This is a genomic window from Brevibacillus porteri, assembly GCF_003013475.1.
Lineage (GTDB): Bacteria > Bacillota > Bacilli > Brevibacillales > Brevibacillaceae > Brevibacillus > Brevibacillus porteri.
Map to the genome: position 1 here is coordinate 24,706 of NZ_PXZO01000011.1, position 19,912 is coordinate 44,617.

The window sequence follows — 19,912 nt, forward strand, 5'->3', positions numbered from 1 at the left end:
AGATCGTGATGCAAGAGTGGGATGACGATTTTATAGCACAACGGTTTGATCTTACTTCTAAACCGAGACCCAATGCCTTATTTTCGATGAAGGCAAGAGATTTGGTAGACCCGACACATATGAATGAGCTCGTACAAATCTATGCTCCGCTAATCAAGGCACATGAGCTGACTGCTGCTGGTACTTACATCAGCAGTTGGCTCACGAGCCCTTCTCTCGGTCTTCAGTATATGATCTCTGTCTGGAATCGTGCATCTACCATGACGCTGGATAATATGACGATTGAATTGTTTTACGAGGATGATTATCCGCAATTCGCCTTTGTGATCCCGGCGTATGAGATCGTAGAAGCGCCTTCCAGCGAAGCAGAGCGCGCAATCTGGCTGAAGGAATGCTATCGTGCGTATTTCCACGACTTCCTGCACCCTTTGCTCACGACTCTTGCAAAGGTAACGGGAAACCCCGAAGCGATGCTCTGGGGACAGTTCCCGACCAAGTTCAATTACCATACGGATGCTTTTGTGGCGTTGGTAGAACAAGATAGCATCAAGCAACAAGTGAAGGCTGATTACGATGTCCTCTGTAATCAGCTGGAAGGCGAGAGCTTTGGATTGCAAAAAAATCCATTTCGCGTGCGTGTGCGTTGGATTGAAGATATGCGTGATTCCCAAGCGAAAGTGCGCATCAAGAATCAATGCTGTTTGTACTATAAAACGGGGGAGCAAAAGTATTGCTATACCTGTCCGCGGATAAAAGAAGAAGAGCGTGCTCTGATGAGAATTCGCGCGTAGCTGACCCTCCTTTGTGGAGGGTATTTTCTATACACCGTAGACGTATGGACATGTGCTAGCCTCTTCCTATAAAGTAGAGTCAGGGGTAAAGTTGGAAAAATCAGAATGATTTCCAGGAAGGCGTGGTTCGTATACAGACAATGAACCAAAAGGAACTGGATCGCTACGTTCGAGATTTTCATCAAGCGGTTGTCAATCAACAGCTTAGCCTGTATTATCAACCACTCTACGATCTAAGAACAGGCAAAATCATCGGAGCAGAAGCTCTGGTAAGATGGAACCATCATCAAAGAGGGCTACTGCCCCCAAATTGGGTATTTTTGTTAGCAGAAAAGAGCGGGTTGATTCTTTTGGTAGAGGAATGGGTGATCAGAACGGCTTGCAAGCAGAACAAAGCTTGGCAGGACGCTGGACTACCACCTCTTGTGACATGCGTGAATCTGTCATCCTATGCCTTGGAATCGGAGCAGTTAGGTAGCACCATTCAAACGATCTTAGACGAAACAAACTTGCAGCCTCACTATTTGGAGCTGGAATTTACCGAGGACTCTACCAGGGATGGGGAGCGTACCATCGAGATTTTAGCAGAATTAAAAAGGATCGGGGTAAGAATCAGCTTGGATGATTTTGGGAAGGGCTATAGTAGCATTCAACATCTATCCCGGTTTCCCATGAACAAGCTAAAAATCGATCAATCCTGTGTAAAGGAATGCATGAGTGATGTCACGCAGGCGACTGTTATCAAAACCGTCATGGCGATGGCACGAAGTCTGGGCTTGCAAGTAACGGCAGAAGGTGTAGAGACGCAAGAGCAGCTGGATTTTCTTTGGCAGCTTGGTTGTGATTCTGCTCAAGGATTTTGGTTTAGTGAGCCTATGCCTGCCGAAGACTTGGCTCGTGTGTTGAAGCGTGAGGAAAGGTTTAGGAACAGTGCATTTCTACTACTCAATGGTGGACAACACCGAGCTATTGATACATACGAAATAGATCAGAGAGAGGGGAGAGACGTTCTTCGCAAGCAGCAACATGTGAATGAATCAACATATCGAATGATTGCAGAAAACTTGTCTGACATTATCGTGATCATCAATAGTCAGGGGATCATTACGTATATTTCACCATCCGTTCAATCCGTTCTGGAGATCGCTCCTGATGAAGTAGTGAATCGACACCTGCTAGCTGTACTGCCACTGGAAACGGGCAGGCTTGCTATGCAAACGATTCGTCAGATCACGGTGGAGAAGCAGCCTCGCCTCATTACATTTACTTGCCCGGACAGAAATGGCAAAAAGATCACGCTGGAGGCAAAAGGCACCCCGGTGATTCAGAAAGAACATGAGACGAACCAAGTCATATTTATCATTCGAAATCACACGAAGCACGTGCAAACAGAAGAGTTTTTACAAAAGATAGACAAGCTATCCGTCATTGGGCAAATGGCTGCCGGGGTTGCACACGAAATACGAAACCCGGTCACTTCCATCAAAGGCTTCGTACAATTGCTCCGTCGAGATCAATGGAAGCGGGAATATTTTGATATTATGCAGGCTGAATTTCACCAATTAGAGAGTGTGCTACGAGAATACGTCTTTTTATCAAGAGAGTGCACAGAACCGTACGAACCTAAAAATCTAGCGAATTTGCTGCGGCAGGTTACACGATTGGTGCAAATAAAGCTAGAGCGACATCATCTGGTGCTGGATGTCAAGGAAGTGGAAGGGGCCTCGATTTGGTGCGATCAGAATCAAATTCAGCAGCTTTTCATGAATCTTCTGTCAAACTCCGTTGAGTCGATGCAAGATGGCGGGACGATTCACATCGTGGCTAGGCATAAAGAAAGCGAGCAAGTGATGATTAGAATCATTGATCAAGGCTGCGGTATGGCGGAAGAACGGCTAAAACGATTAGGGGAGCCTTTTTATAGCACTAAGGAAAAAGGGACCGGGCTAGGACTTATGATTTGTTATAAAATCATGCAAGCACACGACGGGTATATCCATTTTTCGAGTACCCCGAATAAAGGGACGACAGTGGAGGTTTCCTTTCCACTAAGAAAATCAAACCCAAGGCTCGATCCTTAACGTGATCAGGCCTTGGGTTTTTCGCACTTATTCTTTCTTTGATTGGTTATCGGAAAATTGTTCTTGAACAGCTTCCAAAAAACGCAGCCATGCCTCGGGTAGCTTGGGCTCTTCTGTAGGGCGGCGCGTAGTGGAATTGCTGTCGTTTTGTTGCACTCGCTCCATTCTCCACCTATCCTTTCGTGTCTAGCCAATCATGGCGCAGGGTGAACAAGTCCCGCAGCTCCTCCGTTGACAGCTCCGTGATCCAGCTTTCGCCCGTCCCGACAATTTGCTGGCTCAACGATAGCTTTCTCTCCATCATTTCATCAATGCGTTCCTCAATCGTCCCGAGCGAGATGAATTTGTAGACGTGAACATTGCGCTGCTGTCCTATTCGATGAGCACGGTCAGTGGCCTGATTTTCTACCGCAGGATTCCACCAGCGATCTACGTGAATGACGTGGTTGGCTTCCGTTAAGTTCAAGCCGGTTCCGCCCGCACGCAAGGAAAGAATGAAGATGGCTCCGCGTTCATGGTCTGGGAGTGTCGCGTCTTGAAATCGAGTGATCATCTCATCGCGTTTTTCTTTCTTCGTGGCCCCATTAAGGAAGTAGACAGGTCCATAGCCTTCTCGTGTCAGTACTCGTTGGAGCAAATTGCCCATTTCGATGTATTGGGTAAAAATCAGGCAACGCTCTTTCTTTTGGCGAATATCCTCCACCAATTCCAGCAGCCTTTCCAATTTGTGTGAGCGACTAGCTTCATCTGTTGTTGAGATTTCCTTCAAAATGAGAGCGGGATGGTCACACAATTGTTTGAGACGTGTCAATGTCGTCAGAATCAGACCGCGCCGCTCCATAGGAGAGGCTTTTTCCATTCGATCAAACATATCTTGAATCGCTGTCTCATAAAGTGCGCCTTGCTCGGTAGTCAGCGGTACATATTCCTTGCTCTCATTCTTGTCCGGCAAATCGAGCTGAATGTTCGGATCGGTTTTCACACGACGGAGCAGGAAAGGCTGAATGAGTCGTTGCACTTGATTGATGAGCTGCTGGTCTTGGTCGCGTTCGATGGGGTGAACAAAGCGCTGAGTAAATTCCCCGAGACTTCCCAAGTAGCCGGGATTCAAGAAATCAAAAATGGACCAGAGCTCACTCAGACGATTTTCGATTGGTGTGCCTGTGAGAGCAATCCGGTGCCATGCTTTCAAATCGCGCACAGCGGACGCTTGCTTTGTATAAGCGTTTTTAATATTTTGCGCCTCGTCGAGACATATCGTATCCCATGTAACCATTCCTAGCTCCTGCTCATCCAAATGGGACAGAGCATAGGAGGTAATCACCAGATCCGCTCCTTTGATCGCTGGCAAAAACGCCTCCTTCTTTTGGCGATCATTGCCATAGTGAATCATTACTTGAAGAGAGGGGGCGAAGCGCTTCAGCTCTTTTTGCCAGTTGCCTATGACCGAGGTCGGGCAGATTAAGAGAGAAGGAGTACTGGCTGGGCCATGTTGTTTGACATGAAGCAAATACGTAATAAATTGAACCGTTTTTCCCAATCCCATGTCATCGGCCAGACAAGCTCCCAATCCAAAACGGCGTAAAAAGAACAACCACGAACTGCCCTCCAGCTGATAATTTCGCAACGTCCCGTGAAAAGTAGATGGCTGCTCCATGATCGGGACGCGCTTTGTTTCTTGCAATTGATTCAACAGCTCTTGCAAATGCTGGTTTAGCTGAACTTCAACCGTCAGGGAAGTGTCGAAATCGAACTCATCATCGGGTAGCTCCTCAACCTCCACAGTAGGGGCGAGGTGCATTCTCATGACATCACGCAGGGTCATGCCGTTTTTCGCTTGGTTTTTCTTGAGTGCTTCCTGTAGCTGCAAGAATAGATCGGGAGTCAATTGTACCCAATGCCCACGAATTTTCAGCAGGCGCTGCTTTTGTTTAATGAGTTCCTCAAATTCCTCTTCGCTGAGCTCCACAGGTCCCAAGGCGAGCTTCCATTCAAAATCCATAAGCTGGGAGACACCCAGGAAGGACTGTCTGCTAGCCCCGACAGAGGATGTAATCTTGGCTTTTAGCTTCGGTTTTACCCGGCGTACTTGTTCCCACCAAGCTGGCAGAAAGACGTGAATACCGGCTTGCACCAGCTGCAAACTGCTTGACGTCAAAAAGATCCATGCTTGCTCGTTCGTCAGTTGGGTGAGAAAACGGCTTTGATTCTTCTGGGTGTCTTTTTGCCACGGGAGAATCTCTTTGCATTTGGCTAGGTCCGTGCGAAAACGATTCCAGTGTTCACGCCAGTCCGCAGGGATGCGAGCGGTGGCTACTCCCTCAGCCGTCAACTGATGTGGCTCAATGAGAAATAACTGATCTGGCTCTTCACGATTCTGCAAATACACTTGGAGTTGCCAGTCATTGGGGTGCTCCTCGGCTTCGACGATTTGCAAGCATGTGCGAAATGGTGTCGTATCTGGCAGCCAGCCTATCGATTGCAACCATTCCTGTTCCAGAAGATGTGGAGAAAGCTCGGCGCCCATGGCGTACAGAGCTGGGTATTGCGTTAATAGCTGCTCCCACTTTCGTCCAATCTCACCAGTGCCTTGCACAGATTCCTCCACGACGAGCGAAAGCCACCTGTGTCCGTACTCCGGGAAATCGTCGGGAGTTTGCATGACTTTCCAGCCTATTTGTCCTTTTTTCCAGGAAGAAAAATCAGGGGCAATGGACCCTTGGGCGAGCGTCTCACGGATCATTCCCGCTACATGCGTAAATTGTTCAAATGGTGTGCTGGATGAATAGGTTCGATGCAAAAGCCACTGGGGAGAGACGAAAAAGGAGAGGGCCTTGGCAGGGCTGAGCAATACGCCCTGCTCGTTTTTGTCCAGGAAGGTTCCGTAATAGGATGACTCATCCCACGCAAACAGTGTTCCTGCCAATTCTTCTGGATCGACCACTGCTCCTTGCGTGTCTTTGCCAGTAATCAAGAATTGTCCGTCTGCCAAAAGCTCTCCGTCTAGAACAAATGTAGTGACGGTATTCATAAGTTGAAATTTCCTCTCCTTAGCTCTTCTTGAAAAGCACGTAACCGATTATGTTTGGCAGATAATTGTTCAACGTATCGTTCCCAGCGCGCATCTTGGTTTGCTCTGTTGTAAATCGTCCTTACCTTTTTCATGAGCTTGATCGCTTCTTTGTAGGCCGTTCGGTTACGTTCGGCAATGAGTCTGTTCACCTCACGCAAGTAAAAAGGGAAGAGCAGAGTCGGATCGGCTTCCTCGATTTCTTTCACCTGCACGACCGAGATATCTGCCATGGGCACTTGAAACGACATTTGCAAATCAATCCATTGCTGAAACTGTCGTTCTTCATATAAATAGGCGGCATATTCGTGATAACTGCTCGGTAAGAACTGCTTCAGCTTGGCGCCGCACTCGGCTGATCGTCCCACTTGCTGCATCGCTTCCTGCCAAATGGCGATAACGAGTCGGTATTGCTGTGTCTCGGCTTGCCCGATTAAGGATGTCAAAGAAGCAGTCCAATCGAGAAATCGCTGCCATTCCCCATTGCGAGCGAATGATTTCATATAGGACAAATAGAAGGAGAGGTTCAAACGGCTCATTCTTTTCCAGATTTGTAGAGCAGCTTCGTCCTCCTTTTCCATCACATGAAAGTGGGCACGGAGCAGCAGCCCTTTTTCCTTTTCGGCAGCAGCCCTGTCTTCATTGTTGATAAGCTGATCCAGCACAAGGATCTCCTCTTGCATCCACTCTGGCTTCTTCAATAGCATCCACCATAACATTTGATAAGCGAATATCCAGTAGAGGGAAGTGGCTTCGTTTTCTTTCAATTGTTTTGTCAGTTGAAGAGTATCTACGATGGCATCCTGATGGTGAGTCAAGAGAGCTGGGATATCTGCGAAGTACAATGTCCCTTCTAATTGATCCAATAGCCGCTCGGCTGTCTGAACCAAATCCAGAAACCAGTAGGATTGACGGTACGTTTTGACGTATTGTGTAAGCTTCATGAGATGAAACAGATTGGCATGAATGACAAAGAGTTGTGCCCGATCCTTCGGCCACGAGGCAGCAACACTCAGCACATTTTGATAGCTCGATAATAACTCAGAGGAAGCTCGATACGATTCCATGGCCGCAAACAGGTTACGTGTCCAGCTCTCAAAAAATGCCCACCATTCTTTGACGGAGCTGTTCGCAGTAAGCGGAGAGGAAACAGACGCTGTATCCTGCTGAGCAGGAGCGGTATGGCTGTATTTATATGCAGGAATCAGCAGATGAGGAGAAAAAGTAGCTCGTCTTGGTTGTTGGGAGCGGGTCAAAAATGTACGAGGATTCTCGAACACACTGTACATCTGAAAAAAAGTAGCAGCAATATGCTTGCAAATACGTGAATAAGGGCAGGTACAGGTACTGTTTTGAACCGTTTCCATATCGAGGCGCGCATGATACACCTCGGAGCCTTGAACATCACTGGTCAAATATTGGCCTTGTTCTACGCGTGTATTGAAGACGACGCCATCTGAAAAGTACGTATAGCCCCGTTCAATGATGTGTCCTTCGACGGCAATTAGGATTTGCTCGCCTACCTGTATCGCTTGTTCCCGAGTCAACTCTCTTTGCAACATGTAGTCAGATCCTCCGAACGAAGTGTCATCCCTTCATTATAACCCAAAATGCGGAGAATGGAAAAAGATGCGTGTGTTCGAGAGCATCAATAAAATGGTTTGGACGATAAGCAGAAACAATACTTAATTTTTGCGGGGACTGGGTGTATACTGTACACGTCGAGTGAAAAGCAACTAAACGCAATGTGTTTTATTGTCTTTAGTTGTGTTTGTACAACAAGAGAGAGAAGGGGCACACATGCTATCGATTTCGATTTTGCTCGTACTATCATCTGGCCTTGCGCACGCAGTTTGGAACCTGTTCACGAAAAAAAGTGAGAACAAAATGGCGTTTCTTTGGTTGATTACATTACCAACAACCGTGATCCTCTTGCCTGTGCTCATTTGGGAATTGATGCGCGTACAACTGACATGGTCTTTGGTTCTTTTTCTGTTTATGTCCTTTTTCTTTCAAGGATGCTATACCTTATTGATTTCAAAGGCGTATACATACGGGGATATCTCAGAGGTATACCCCATCATGAGGGGGACGGGGACGCTTCTCATTCCGTTTTTTAGCGCGATTTTCTTTCAAGAGTATTTATCTGTACCGGGATGGCTGGGTGTCATTTGCATCGTAATCGGAGTCTTCGCCATTAGTGGAATGATTGGCACAGATCGTCAGGCTCAACCAGTGAATCCGCTCGCCCTACGATACGCATTTGCTGTTGGACTATGCATTACAGGGTACACGTTAACCGACAAGCAAATCGTACAACAATTATCTCCATTCGCTTTATTGGAAATAACGAACTTTGCCTGTTTGATTGTCGCAGGGGGTTTCGTTTGGAAAAAGGGACTCATCCGCCGTGAGTGGCAAAAAAACTGGCGAACGATTGTACTCGGTGCCGTCTTGTCACCAGGTTCGTATTTGTTGTTTTTATTTGCCATGACATTGGCACCACTGGCAGCTATTGCGCCCATTCGTGAGGTCAGTACGGTTTTTGGTACGCTGCTCGGGGTCTTCTTGCTAAAGGAGCGACAACGCGCATGGCGTCTGTCCATGTCTTTGATGATCACGATTGGTATTATTTCCATTGCTGTTTGGGGCTAACGGATGAGAAAGAGTCGGCTGGGAGAAATCCTGGCTGGCTATTTTTTTTGCTACCAGGGAAAGATGAAGTGGTAAGAAAAAAACGGCTAAGGATGATCAAAATGGAAGCAAAAGCAGTTGCTCCGGTCACTCATAAGCGGACGAAAAAAAGAAGGATCGTACTGAGAGCTCTCGGAATCATCATTGGAGCTTTGTTGGTGGCAGTCGGACTGGAAATATTCCTGGTTCCAAACAACATCATTGACGGTGGTGTAACTGGTGTATCCATTATGGCCTCAAAGCTGACAGGAGGCCCACTTGGATTATTTTTATTCCTGCTGAACCTGCCCTTTTTACTTATCGGCTACAAGCAAATTGGCAAGACATTTGCCATTTCTACGCTGTTCGGTGTCGTCGTGATGTCATTGGGTACGAGCTACCTCCATCATGTTCCTAGCTTGACGGACGATTTGCTTCTCTCTGCCGTTTTTGGGGGGATCATCATCGGAATCGGTGTGGGACTTGTCATTCGCGCGGGAGGCTCCTTGGATGGAACGGAAATTGTTGCGATCCTGATGACGAGGAAAAGTCCGTTCTCGGTCGGCGAAATGGTCATGTTTTTTAACATTTTTATTTTAGGCAGTGCTGGCTTCATTTTTGGGTGGGACCGGGCCATGTACTCGTTAATTGCATACTACATTGCTTACAAAATGATCGATATCACCATGGTCGGGCTCGAACAATCGAGATCAGTATGGATCATCAGTGATTACCCAACCGAAATTGGCGATGCGCTAACGGCGAGACTAGGGCGGGGAATCACCTATTTGAATGGAGAAGGTGGCTACTCCGGAGATATCAAAAAAGTCATCTTCTGTGTCATCACCCGTTTGGAAGAAGCGAAGCTGAAATCCATCGTGGAGGAAATTGATTTCTCTGCATTTTTGGCAATCGGTCATATTCATGATGTTTCTGGTGGACGGTTTAAGAAAAAGAATATTCACTAAAACCTTAACTACAAATTACCCCTGAGCCAGTAGGTAGAAACGACCTGATTGCTAAGGGGTAAAAATGTATTGACGGAAATAACTGAATTCATTTAATATTGTGACATGCCAAAATACAAAATAACGTTCCGTATTTTGGGACAATAAGATGGTGATGAAAATGGACAAAACAGAAAAAACGGCAAACCGAAGTGTATTAAAAACGCTAGAGTTTCTAGAATATTTTATCCAAAACAGTGAATTAAGCCTGGCTGAGCTTGTCGAGTTGTCAGATATGCCGAAGAGTACGGTGTTTCGAATTCTTCAGACGCTCGAAATGCGCGGCTTTATCTCCAAAACGACCACTCATAATCCGCCTAAATACCAATTGGGATTGAAGCTGCTGGAGTTTGGGAACATTGTTGCCCAACGGCTGGAGATCAGGAAAATCGCGCTACCGTATATGCAGCAGCTGCGGGATACGGTGGATGAGGCAGTCAACTTGATTATTCGTGATCAAGACGAAGGGGTTTACATCGAAAAAGTCGATACCCGCCAGTATGTTCGTGTATATACGCAGGTAGGTAGAAAATCACCGTTGTACGCAGGGGCATGCCCGCGCATTTTACTCTCATTTCTGCCGGATGATGAGATCGAAGAATTGTTGAACCGGGTAGACATGAAGAAAATCTCACCAGACACCAATACAGACAAAGATCTGCTATGGCAATGGATTCACGATGCACGTGAAAACGGCTATACAGTCAGCTACGGTGAATTGGAGCCGGATTCCGCAGCCATTGCTGTACCTATTCGAGATTTTACGGGACAAGTCATAGCTGGCTTGAGCCTGGCTGGAGCTACATCACGCTTTCAGCCAGATCGATTGGGGTATTTGGTACAGGAGACAAAAGCAGTAGCGAATCAAATCATGAGCAAGCTGGGATATTCAGATGCAAAGGCGGGACTTTGATGCTGGAAATCAAAAATCTTCAGACGAGATTCCGAACCGATAATGGAGAAATTACCGTTTTGGATGGAGTTAGTTTTCAAATCAACAAAGGTGAGACGATTGGAGTAGTAGGGGAGTCGGGTTGTGGGAAAAGTGTCACCTCTCTATCCATCATGGGGCTTCTGCCGAGGACCGCGCGAATCACCGGAGGAGAGATCCTGTACAACGGTGAAAATCTGGTTGCCTTTTCCAAGGATCAGATGAGGAAGGTGCGAGGCAAAGAGATCGCGATGATTTTTCAAGAACCGATGACCTCGCTCAATCCGGTTTATACAATCGGGGCACAGATCATGGAGCTCGTCTTGAATCATACAAGTATGAACAAAAAACAAGCCAAAGAGCATGCGATCCAAATGCTGAAGCTGGTCGGAATTCCGAGAGCCGAAGAAATCGTTGATGAGTATCCGCATCAGCTATCTGGCGGGATGAGGCAGCGTGTGATGATCGCGATGGCGATGTCCTGTAGTCCATCTCTATTGGTTGCAGATGAGCCTACGACCGCACTAGACGTGACCATTCAGGCGCAGATTCTTGACCTGATGAGAGAGCTACAGCAGAAGAGCGAGATGACCATCATGCTGATCACGCACGATCTTGGTGTAGTAGCAGAGATGTGTGATCGGGTGGTCGTCATGTATGCAGGGCAAGTCGTCGAGGAAGCCGAGGTAGAAAAGCTATTTGCTACTCCAAAGCATCCGTACACGGTTGGTTTGTTGGGCTCGATCCCGGATATGGACACAGAGCAGGAGTACTTGTTTACGATTGGCGGGACCGTTCCGAGTCCAGGTCAGATGCCCGCAGGATGCCGTTTTGCTGAACGATGCCAGAAGGCTTTTGACAAATGCTACGAACAAGCTCCACCGTTATTCGATCTGAATGATGGTACAAAAAGCAGATGCTGGCTGTATGAGTAAGCGGAGGGGACGTGAATCTTTTGGAACAATCAGAATGTAAGCCCTTACTTGAGGTGCGAGGGTTAAAAAAATACTTTCCGATTCGCAGTGGATTATTGAAGAAGGTAACGAATCACGTCAAAGCGGTTGACGATCTCTCTTTTACCGTTGCAACGGGGGAGACGCTCGGAATTGTAGGTGAATCTGGTTGCGGGAAGTCAACCACAGGCAGAGCCATTCTGCGATTGCTCGAGCCTACGGGTGGCGAAGTGATTTTTCAAGGAGAGAATTTAGCCGCACTTTCCCCAAATGAGATGAGGATGAAGCGAAAGGATTTGCAAATCATTTTCCAAGACCCGTTCGCATCCCTCAATCCGCGAATGACAGTCGGGGAGATCATTGAAGAGCCGATGATCATATTCGAACTGTATGAAACGTCAAAAGAACGCAAGGAAAAAGTAGCGGAATTGATGCAGGTTGTTGGTCTGAAATCGGAAAATTCGGAACGCTTTCCTCATGAGTTTAGTGGTGGTCAGCGACAGCGGATCGGCATTGCACGTGCGCTAGCGCTTAATCCCAAGCTGATTGTGGCAGATGAGCCAGTATCTGCGCTCGATGTATCGATTCAATCCCAGGTATTGAACCTGATGAGAGATTTGCAAAAGCAATACGGACTCACTTACATATTCATCTCTCACAACTTGAGCGTCGTGAAGCATTTTTGCGACAGGATCGGCGTGATGTATTTGGGACGGATGGTTGAGCTGGCACCCAAAAATGCGCTATATGAAGAGCCTCTGCATCCTTATACCCGCTCATTACTGTCCGCAGTTCCGATTGCCAAGCCGAAAATGAAGCGTGAGCGCATCATCTTGACTGGAGATGTACCGAGTCCTGCGAATCCGCCGAGTGGCTGCACGTTTCATACGCGTTGTCCGGATTGTATGGAAATTTGCAAAACGGACAAGCCCGAATTTCAATCGATGGGCGATGGTCGATATGTTGCTTGTCATTTGTATAACCAATAGGAACAAATGACGGCTATCATATTTTTTTCAACATGAATTCCAGAACGAAAAGAAAAGGGGGACTTGTTTTGAAAAAGAAGGTAGGTATCACCGCTTGCTCCGCATTACTCGTGCTAGCTGCTGCTTTGGGCGGATGTTCGAGTAAGCCGGCTGACACTAGCACACAGGCAAATCCGCAACCTAAAACAGAAGCGCAAGCTCCGGCAAAAAATGAACTCACACTTGGTGTAAATGGAGATCCGCACTCTTGGGATCCGATTGATACGTTTTTGCTTGATTGGAGTACTGTAGCAACATCTGTATTTGAAGGCTTAGTCGAGCGTACCACCGACTTGAAAATCCAGCCAGGACTCGCTGAATCGTGGGAGTTCAAGGATGACAAGACACTTCAATTTAAACTTCGTAAAGGAGTTACCTTCCACAACGGCGAGCCATTCAATGCGGAAGCAGTGAAATTTACATTTGATCGCCTGCTTGGTGAAGAAGGGAAAAAAGGACCACAGCAAGCGAACTATGCTTCGATTGACCGTGTAGAAGTGGTAGACGAGTTTACAGTCAACATGATTCTCAAGGAAAAAGATCCTGTACTCATTACAAAGCTGGCAGGTTATGGCGCCGTGATCGTTCCGCCTAAGTATTACAAGGAAAAAGGGGACGAGTACTTTAACACGCATCCAGTAGGTACGGGTCCTTTCAAAATGGATAGCTATGAAAAAGATAGCAAGGTTGTACTGGTGAAAAATGAAACCTATTGGAAGCAAGGTCAACCGAAGCTGGAAAAAGTAACGTTCCGTTTTATTCCAGAAGCGACTACACGTCTCGCTGAAATGCAAACAGGTGCCATCGACATTATGAAAAAAGTCGAGATTAGCCAAACAGAATCCATCAAGGGCATGTCTGATCTTGAACTGATGCAAGTCGGGTCGCCAACCGTTTATTCGATTCGTTTCAATACATCGATGAAGCCAGTTGACAATGTAAAAGTCCGTGAAGCGATTGCTTACGCGATTGATGCAGACTTGATTATCGAAACGCTGCTCGGCGGATATGGTAAGCGCGTCAATTCATTCCAAAGCGATATGTCTTTCGGCTATGATCCTAACCTGCCATTACGCAATTATGATCCAGAAAAAGCAAAACAACTGCTCGCAGAAGCAGGTGTGAAGGAAGGAACTGAGCTTGATCTCTTCCTCCCAGGTACAGATGCTACATTTAAAGAGGTAGCACAAGCGATCGAAATGCAATTAGGCCAAGTCGGTCTCAAGGTGAAGCTGAATCTGGTGGACAGCTCCACATTTACTTCTGACCTCATTCCGAAGGGAAAAGCAGGACATATGTACCGGAATGGCTGGGGTGGATGGACGCTCGACTTTGATAATACTGCCTATCTGATGTATCACAAAGGCGAGTTCTGGAACCCTGATTTCCATGACGAAAAAGTAGAGGAGCTCTTGAAAGCAGAACGCTCCACGTTTGACCAAGAAAAGCGTCTGGCAGCATTTAAAGAGCTGAATCAACGTCTGTATGAGCTAGTCCCAGATGTACCGCTCTATCAAACGATCAACCTGTGGGCTGCGAACAAACGAGTAAAAGGCTTCCAACCTCCGGCAGATGAACGTATCGATTTGCGCGAAGTATCGGTTGAATAAGGAATGTTTTGAACAGGGGAGTAGAAGATGTCTCTTCTATTCCCTTCACTTTTGATAAAGGAGGAGCGGGATGGCAGCCTTTTTAATTAGACGTCTACTACATAGTGTTTTTGTCGTTCTTGCTATTACTCTTGTCATTTTTGTCCTGGTGCGAATGACTGGTGACCCAGTATCGATCATGTTTCAAGCAGGTGAGCCTACCAAAGAGGCGATTACTGAGCTTCGGAAAAATCTCGGTCTGGACGAGCCCGTTTATGTACAGTTCGGGCTTTATTTAAAAGATATGTTTACCGGTAACTTTGGCACCTCTTTCCGAACAGGTGAGAGCGTGATCGACATGATGAAGGAGAAGATGGGAGCAACTTTGCTGCTTGCCTTCGGGGGAATGTTTGTCGCCCTGTTGATTGCGATTCCAGTAGGTATCATTTCCGCTGTTTACAGAGGCAGCGTAGCTGACTTTTTCGGACGCATTTTTTCATTGCTAGGAATCTCTTTTCCTAACTTTTGGTTAGGGATTATGTTAATCATCATATTTGCCGTTAAGCTGGGCTGGTTTCCTGCTTCTGGTTATGAAGGTCTGGAGTATTTGGTTCTGCCTTCTGTTGCACTCGGACTCATCTTGTCAGGAATTTTGGCTCGATTAGTTCGCTCTTCCATGCTGGAGGTAATGAATCAGCAATATATCAATACGGCTCGTTCCAAAGGGATCAAGGAATGGCTTGTCATCATCAAGCATGGCTTACGAAACGCATTAATCCCAACGGTAACCTTTATTGGATTGCAATTTGGAACGTTGTTGGGCGGTACCGTGATTATTGAGCAAGTTTTTTCATGGCCAGGTATCGGGCGTATGCTGATTGATGCGATATCGCAACGTGACTTTCCAGTGATTCAAGGCTCTGTGATTATCTTGTCTTTTTTGATGATCTTCGTGAACCTGTTGGTTGATATCAGTTATGGCTTTATTGATCCACGTATTAGGCAGGAAGGAGGAAAAAGCGAATGACGACAGCGACAGTTACAAACAATCAGACCAATCCACCAATCAAAAAACGTGGAAAATGGAGCAAGATGGGCAGAAGATTCGTTCGAAATCGGTGGGCAATGACGGGGATGTTCTTGCTTATGCTTGCCGTCGTATCCGCACTTTTTGCACCGGTAATAGCGCCATCTACTCCTGATAAAGCTGATTTGCGTGCACGGTTGGTTGCTCCCTCGTGGATGGACGATACGGGGAAATCCGAGTATTTGCTAGGTACGGATCAGGTAGGACGTGACTTACTGAGCCGAATCATTTACGGAGCGCGAATATCGTTATTGGTTGGTGTCGTATCCGTACTGATTTCCTTGGTTATCGGGGTGATTCTGGGCCTCATCGCAGGCTTTTACGGGCGCTGGGTAGATGATCTGTTAATGCGCTTGGCAGATGTACAGCTGGCATTCCCTTTCATTTTGTTTGCGATTATCGTCATGACGGTCTTTGGGGCAGGTCTATGGAAGCTCATACTTGTTCTGGGAATCAGTAACTGGGTAGGCTTTGCACGACTGGTTCGAGGACAGGTCATGAGTGTAAAAGAAATGGAATACGTCCAGGCTGCCAAAGCAATCGGAGCTACGAATTTGCGGATCATCAGAAAACATGTCCTGCCAAACGTTTCTTCTTCGATCATCGTATTGGCAACGTTAAATGTAGCCACCAACATTTTGTTGGAAGCATCGTTGACGTTTATTGGATTGGGTGTAGACCCTTCGATTCCTACATGGGGCGGCATGCTGGCAGACGGTCGCAACTATCTGGAGACGGCATGGTGGGTTGCTACTTTCCCTGGCATCGCCATTATGATTACGGTGTTTGGAATTAACCTGCTGGGCGATTGGCTGCGTGATGAGCTAGATCCAAATCTGCGCGTGTAAGGGGGGCTAACCTATGAGAGGGCTAGGTGATATTTTTACAACGAAAGGGTTAGTTGCGGACCGAAACAATGACGGTGTAGCTGATTCATTGTCTGTTTCCTTCTGTTTTCAAACGGGAATCGTCGTAGAAGGATTCATTGATTTTTGTGCCCGATTAGGCCTTGAAACAAGTGAGCTAGATCTGCCTTCCATTTGTATGGAAGATTCACCGATGGTTGCTAGCAGCACGAAAAGCGGTGAGTGGCTTTGCACAGTCTGTATCGAGCCATCCTGCGATGTGGATGATGCGTCATGCACGCTCGATCGAGGGGACAATCGAATTGCTTTCGTTGGTGGAAGCGAGGAGAGTCTTAGTCGATTACTGCGCTGGATGGCGGCATATTGGACAGATGCAGCACCTGCAACAACTTCACTCGGCGACATTGAAAGGATTCGTTGTTCTTTACATGAAGTTCAACTATATGTTTGCGCGGATGCTTCACCTGTTTGTCAGATTGCGATACCCCAGTATGCGCTGATGAGCGCGCATGAGGGAAGTCCTATCGTAGAGAGACCAACTCCACTTGAAAGTCTGACAGAGCTTTGGACAACGGCAGGGTTCTATCAAGCGGGGCGTACGGATTTAACGAGTCGGACAGATGTATTTTTTACAGGGATCCATACTGCAGAGGCGGTTATGTCTGCCGCCCGCTTTGCAGCTCGGATTGGTCTAGCCTCGACCGGGATACATTTCCCGCTCACAGGAGAAGCAAATCGGATTGCAGAGCTCACTTTTTGCTTATACATGAATGGTGAAGCACCTCTAGCAAGTGGAGTGGTCGAAGTAATCCCAGACCCTAGAGAAAAGACAACAAGAGTCATTCAGCTTTCAGGGGGAGGACAAGCGCTTGTTGCGGCGCTTGATTATTTTGGGACTGCCACTTCGCACCGACTCGGGGGGACTTTTGGTGCATGGGAAGAATCAGACGAGCCAAAAGAGAAGGAATTCCCCCTATTTATAGAGAAAACATGGAAAGACCAGGGCGAACGAAATGAGATAGAACAGTTGTTTCATGAGCAGTTGATCGCGATTGCTAGTCGAATGGAGACGGACGGGTGCTTATCTTCTCCGCTGGCGGTCACGGCGTTTTTATCAGAACCAAAAGAGATTCGACGTGCGTTGGAGCGATGCTGGAAGAGCACAATCACGGAGCTGCTTCCAGATAACGATAGTACGGTACATATTCACTCTGCTTTTAAACCAGGTTTGTGCTGGATAAAAGAAACGATTTTGCCGTCTCTTGTACGTACAGGGGAAAGAGTAGATCGAATTTTGATTTCTTTCCAACGAGAAGACAGAGAAGGCGGGATGGAGCTTTCTCATCGATGGCTTCAAGAATTATACCCGGTTGATCAGTTGTTGGAAAAAGAATTGGGCTTGTCCTTGTCGCAAGTATCAATCGTGATGGATGAGAACCTACCGACTACATACCAAGTCGAAGCATGGGGAGTCGGGCTGGAGCACTTAGGTACATGGAATTTGGATGTACCTGTATCCACAGTGCCGTATGCCGACGAGCAAAGTCGAGCTTATCCAACTACGTCTGGACTCTTCTTCTCCTATCGAACAACTAAAGAACAATTCTTGGTTCCTACGGATCGAGAGAGGTTTTGGCAATTCTATACGCAGCAATTTTTACCTGAGTTGACGGAAGAATTGTTATGTAAACAAAGTGAACCGTATCAAGGAAACACTCCGCTCTTTCATTCGATAGAGGTAACCGTCACTATGAGTGAACAGGAAGAACGGCTAGACATAGACGAAGAAACCATATCGTCGTTAGAAGCGTTGCATGAAGATATTTATTTTTATACGCTGGACTACTATGCGTATTTGGGTGAAAGAAAAACGGGAGTGGCGTGGAATTCTCCTGGGGCGGTGCGACCATTTGTAAAGGTCAAACCAGCAAGCTCTCCAGTGGCAACCATTCGCGTAAAAGAATATAAAGAAGAACAATCTTTTTCTATCAAAACGACTCATTTATACTTCGAGGCAGAGCAATCTGCTCCTGTAAAAGCACGCATCCTGAGAACGTACGAAAAGAGTACCAGCAACGAAGAACGGAAGCTTCCTTATCTACACCGAAACCATTATCCAGATATGGGCGAATGGGCAGAGCTGGCTACACATCCGTCTGTACATATGTGGGAAGTAGAGAAATCGTTTGAAGGACGGCCGATTTATGCAGTGGAGGTAACAGCACCCCAGATTTCCAAATACGTATCAACTCACAAGCTCTCTCTGTATAAACCAACCATTTTGCTCGAAACCGGACATCATCCAAACGAGGTTTCCAGTATGCCTGCTGCACGTGAGCTGGTGGCAGAACTCCTTGCCGAAAAAATGGATTGGCTTACTCGTTTCAATCTGGTCGTGATTCCATTTGCCAATCCGGATGGGGTCGCACTTCATCAAGAGCTCGTCAAAGATAATCCATTTTGGAAGCATCATGCTGCCCGTTATAATGCCGTTGGATTAGAATACACCAATCACCGTTTTCAGCCGAGCGTTTTTGGCGAATCGCGGGTGGTTCCCCAACTGTTTTATCGCTGGTTGCCGGATGTGATCATCGATGATCACGGAATCCCTTCGCATGAATGGACACAACCATTCGCAGGGTACAATAGCCCGCCGAGATTCCCTGTATCTTATTGGATGCCGATCTCACTCTTTTACGGGATTGGCCGCGAGATGGAGCGATCTGACTATCCTTATCATGCTGTCGCTCTTGATACGATTCAAAAGGCAGCCGAGGAAGGACTGAGACATCATCCGCGTCTGTGGAACAAAAATAAACGCTTTATCGAGCGCTACATTCGGTATGGACATAACTGGGAGCCCGCCATTTTCCCATTGCCTACTGATCAAGATTTCTTGTTTTATCGGTGGCCTACAAAGCCGAACAGAACCTCTCCTTCCTTACTCTCTCGTTTTCCTGAATGGGTGACGCTTGATTTAATAACGGAAGCGGCTGATGAGACGGTTGCGGGAGGAGCATTGCGAGATTGCATAGAAACACATAAGATTTTCAATCGTGCTGTCATGGAGTGTGTGGCATCCAGCCCACGGCGTGTTTCGCGACAGTATGGACAAAACCATATTCGACTCTCACGAATGAGACCGATGCGGATCGGAGGAAACAATCATGAAGACCATTTTAGTAACAGGGTTTGATCCTTTTGGTGGAGAAACGGTTAACCCTGCTTGGGAATCGGTAAAAGAGCTGGGAGAAATCGAGTCTGATTTGTATAAAGTAGAGCTGCGCCAAATTCCTACGGTTTTTGAAAAATCTATCGAACATCTGTACGCAGCGATAGAAGAAACGAATCCGGACATCGTGTTATGTATCGGTCAAGCAGGTGGACGAGGAGATATTGCCGTTGAGCGTGTAGCGATTAACGTCAACGATGCTCGAATCCCGGATAATGAAGGAAATCAGCCGATTGATACACCGATCAGGGAAAACGGTCCTACTGGCTACTGGTCTACATTGCCAATCAAAGCGATTGTACATGAGTTAAAACAACAAGGAATTCCGGCTTCCATATCGCAGACGGCAGGTACATATGTATGCAACCATCTTTTTTATGGATTGATGCATTACCTTGCTGAGAAAAAAGCTTCCGTACGCGGAGGGTTCATCCATATCCCTTATTTGCCTGAACAAGCAGCAAGGCAAGCAGGGCAGCCAAGCATGGCGTTAGAAACAATTGTAAAAGGCTTGCGATTGGCAATCGAGACGACTATATCTAATGAGCGGGATATTGTCATGGAAGGCGGACAAATTAGCTGAGCAGGAGGAGAAATCCTCCTC

15 protein-coding genes are annotated in these 19,912 nt (G+C 46.8%); 12 read left to right on the forward strand and 3 right to left on the reverse strand.

Translation table 11 applies throughout. From position 1 onward, the window contains the following. Positions 1 to 8: 8 nt before the first annotated feature. Together C7R92_RS08195 and C7R92_RS08200 are read left to right on the forward strand one after the other, a co-directional pair. The gene (locus C7R92_RS08195; protein ID WP_106833866.1) at positions 9 to 791 is read left to right on the forward strand and encodes a Fe-S oxidoreductase; all 783 of its coding nucleotides are present in this window, start codon (positions 9 to 11) and stop codon (positions 789 to 791) included. Between the two features lie 122 nt (positions 792 to 913). Then, positions 914 to 2,872 (forward strand): EAL domain-containing protein, encoded by a 1,959-nt coding sequence (locus tag C7R92_RS08200; RefSeq protein WP_244195692.1) that lies wholly within the window; start codon positions 914 to 916, stop codon positions 2,870 to 2,872. A 27-nt stretch (positions 2,873 to 2,899) separates the two neighbouring features. On the opposite strand, the gene C7R92_RS32285 is transcribed toward C7R92_RS08200, so the two are convergent. From C7R92_RS32285 to C7R92_RS08210, 3 genes are read right to left on the reverse strand one after another with little or no spacing between them, the layout of a single operon-like run. Then, positions 2,900 to 3,037 carry a hypothetical protein gene (locus C7R92_RS32285; RefSeq protein WP_167403193.1) on the reverse strand — a complete coding sequence of 46 codons (138 nt, stop codon included), beginning with the start codon at positions 3,035 to 3,037 and terminating at the stop codon, positions 2,900 to 2,902. Between the two features lie 7 nt (positions 3,038 to 3,044). Next, the gene (locus tag C7R92_RS08205) at positions 3,045 to 5,903 is read right to left on the reverse strand and encodes a DEAD/DEAH box helicase (RefSeq protein WP_106833868.1); all 2,859 of its coding nucleotides are present in this window, start codon (positions 5,901 to 5,903) and stop codon (positions 3,045 to 3,047) included. Next, positions 5,900 to 7,504, reverse strand: a complete 1,605-nt coding sequence (locus C7R92_RS08210) for an SWIM zinc finger family protein (RefSeq protein WP_106833869.1) — start codon at positions 7,502 to 7,504, stop codon at positions 5,900 to 5,902. The genes C7R92_RS08205 and C7R92_RS08210 overlap by 4 nt, the downstream gene beginning before the upstream one ends. A 238-nt stretch (positions 7,505 to 7,742) precedes the next feature. Between C7R92_RS08210 and C7R92_RS08215 the strand changes: the two genes are divergently transcribed. From C7R92_RS08215 to pcp, 10 genes are all read left to right on the forward strand, one after another. Further along, the gene (locus tag C7R92_RS08215) at positions 7,743 to 8,597 is read left to right on the forward strand and encodes a DMT family transporter (RefSeq protein ID WP_106833870.1); all 855 of its coding nucleotides are present in this window, start codon (positions 7,743 to 7,745) and stop codon (positions 8,595 to 8,597) included. Between the two features lie 101 nt (positions 8,598 to 8,698). Next, a complete protein-coding gene (locus C7R92_RS08220; protein WP_106833871.1) occupies positions 8,699 to 9,583 on the forward strand; it encodes a YitT family protein in 885 nt (294 codons plus the stop codon). A 160-nt stretch (positions 9,584 to 9,743) separates the two neighbouring features. Then, positions 9,744 to 10,535: an IclR family transcriptional regulator gene (locus C7R92_RS08225; RefSeq protein ID WP_244195693.1), complete on the forward strand. Its 792-nt coding sequence runs from the start codon at positions 9,744 to 9,746 to the stop codon at positions 10,533 to 10,535. Continuing rightward, the gene (locus C7R92_RS08230; protein ID WP_069845210.1) at positions 10,535 to 11,488 is read left to right on the forward strand and encodes an ABC transporter ATP-binding protein; all 954 of its coding nucleotides are present in this window, start codon (positions 10,535 to 10,537) and stop codon (positions 11,486 to 11,488) included. Before C7R92_RS08225 ends, C7R92_RS08230 begins: the two co-directional genes overlap by 1 nt. A gap of 20 nt (positions 11,489 to 11,508) precedes the next feature. Further along, positions 11,509 to 12,495, forward strand: a complete 987-nt coding sequence (locus C7R92_RS08235; protein ID WP_035291132.1) for an ABC transporter ATP-binding protein — start codon at positions 11,509 to 11,511, stop codon at positions 12,493 to 12,495. 68 nt (positions 12,496 to 12,563) lie between these two features. Beyond that, on the forward strand, positions 12,564 to 14,144 hold the full coding sequence (locus tag C7R92_RS08240) for an ABC transporter substrate-binding protein (RefSeq protein WP_106833873.1): 1,581 nt from the start codon (positions 12,564 to 12,566) through the stop codon (positions 14,142 to 14,144). Positions 14,145 to 14,214: 70 nt separating this feature from the next. Further along, complete coding sequence (gene nikB, locus C7R92_RS08245; protein WP_069845208.1) at positions 14,215 to 15,150, forward strand: nickel ABC transporter permease; 936 nt, start codon at positions 14,215 to 14,217, stop codon at positions 15,148 to 15,150. Further along, entirely contained in the window at positions 15,147 to 16,058 is a 912-nt protein-coding gene (locus C7R92_RS08250) for an ABC transporter permease (RefSeq protein ID WP_017248277.1), read from the forward strand. The genes nikB and C7R92_RS08250 overlap by 4 nt, the downstream gene beginning before the upstream one ends. Before the next feature lie 13 nt (positions 16,059 to 16,071). Then, positions 16,072 to 19,272 (forward strand): M14 family metallopeptidase, encoded by a 3,201-nt coding sequence (locus C7R92_RS08255; RefSeq protein ID WP_106833874.1) that lies wholly within the window; start codon positions 16,072 to 16,074, stop codon positions 19,270 to 19,272. Then, entirely contained in the window at positions 19,244 to 19,891 is a 648-nt protein-coding gene (gene pcp / locus C7R92_RS08260; protein WP_106833875.1) for a pyroglutamyl-peptidase I, read from the forward strand. The genes C7R92_RS08255 and pcp overlap by 29 nt, the downstream gene beginning before the upstream one ends. Positions 19,892 to 19,912 lie beyond the last annotated feature (21 nt).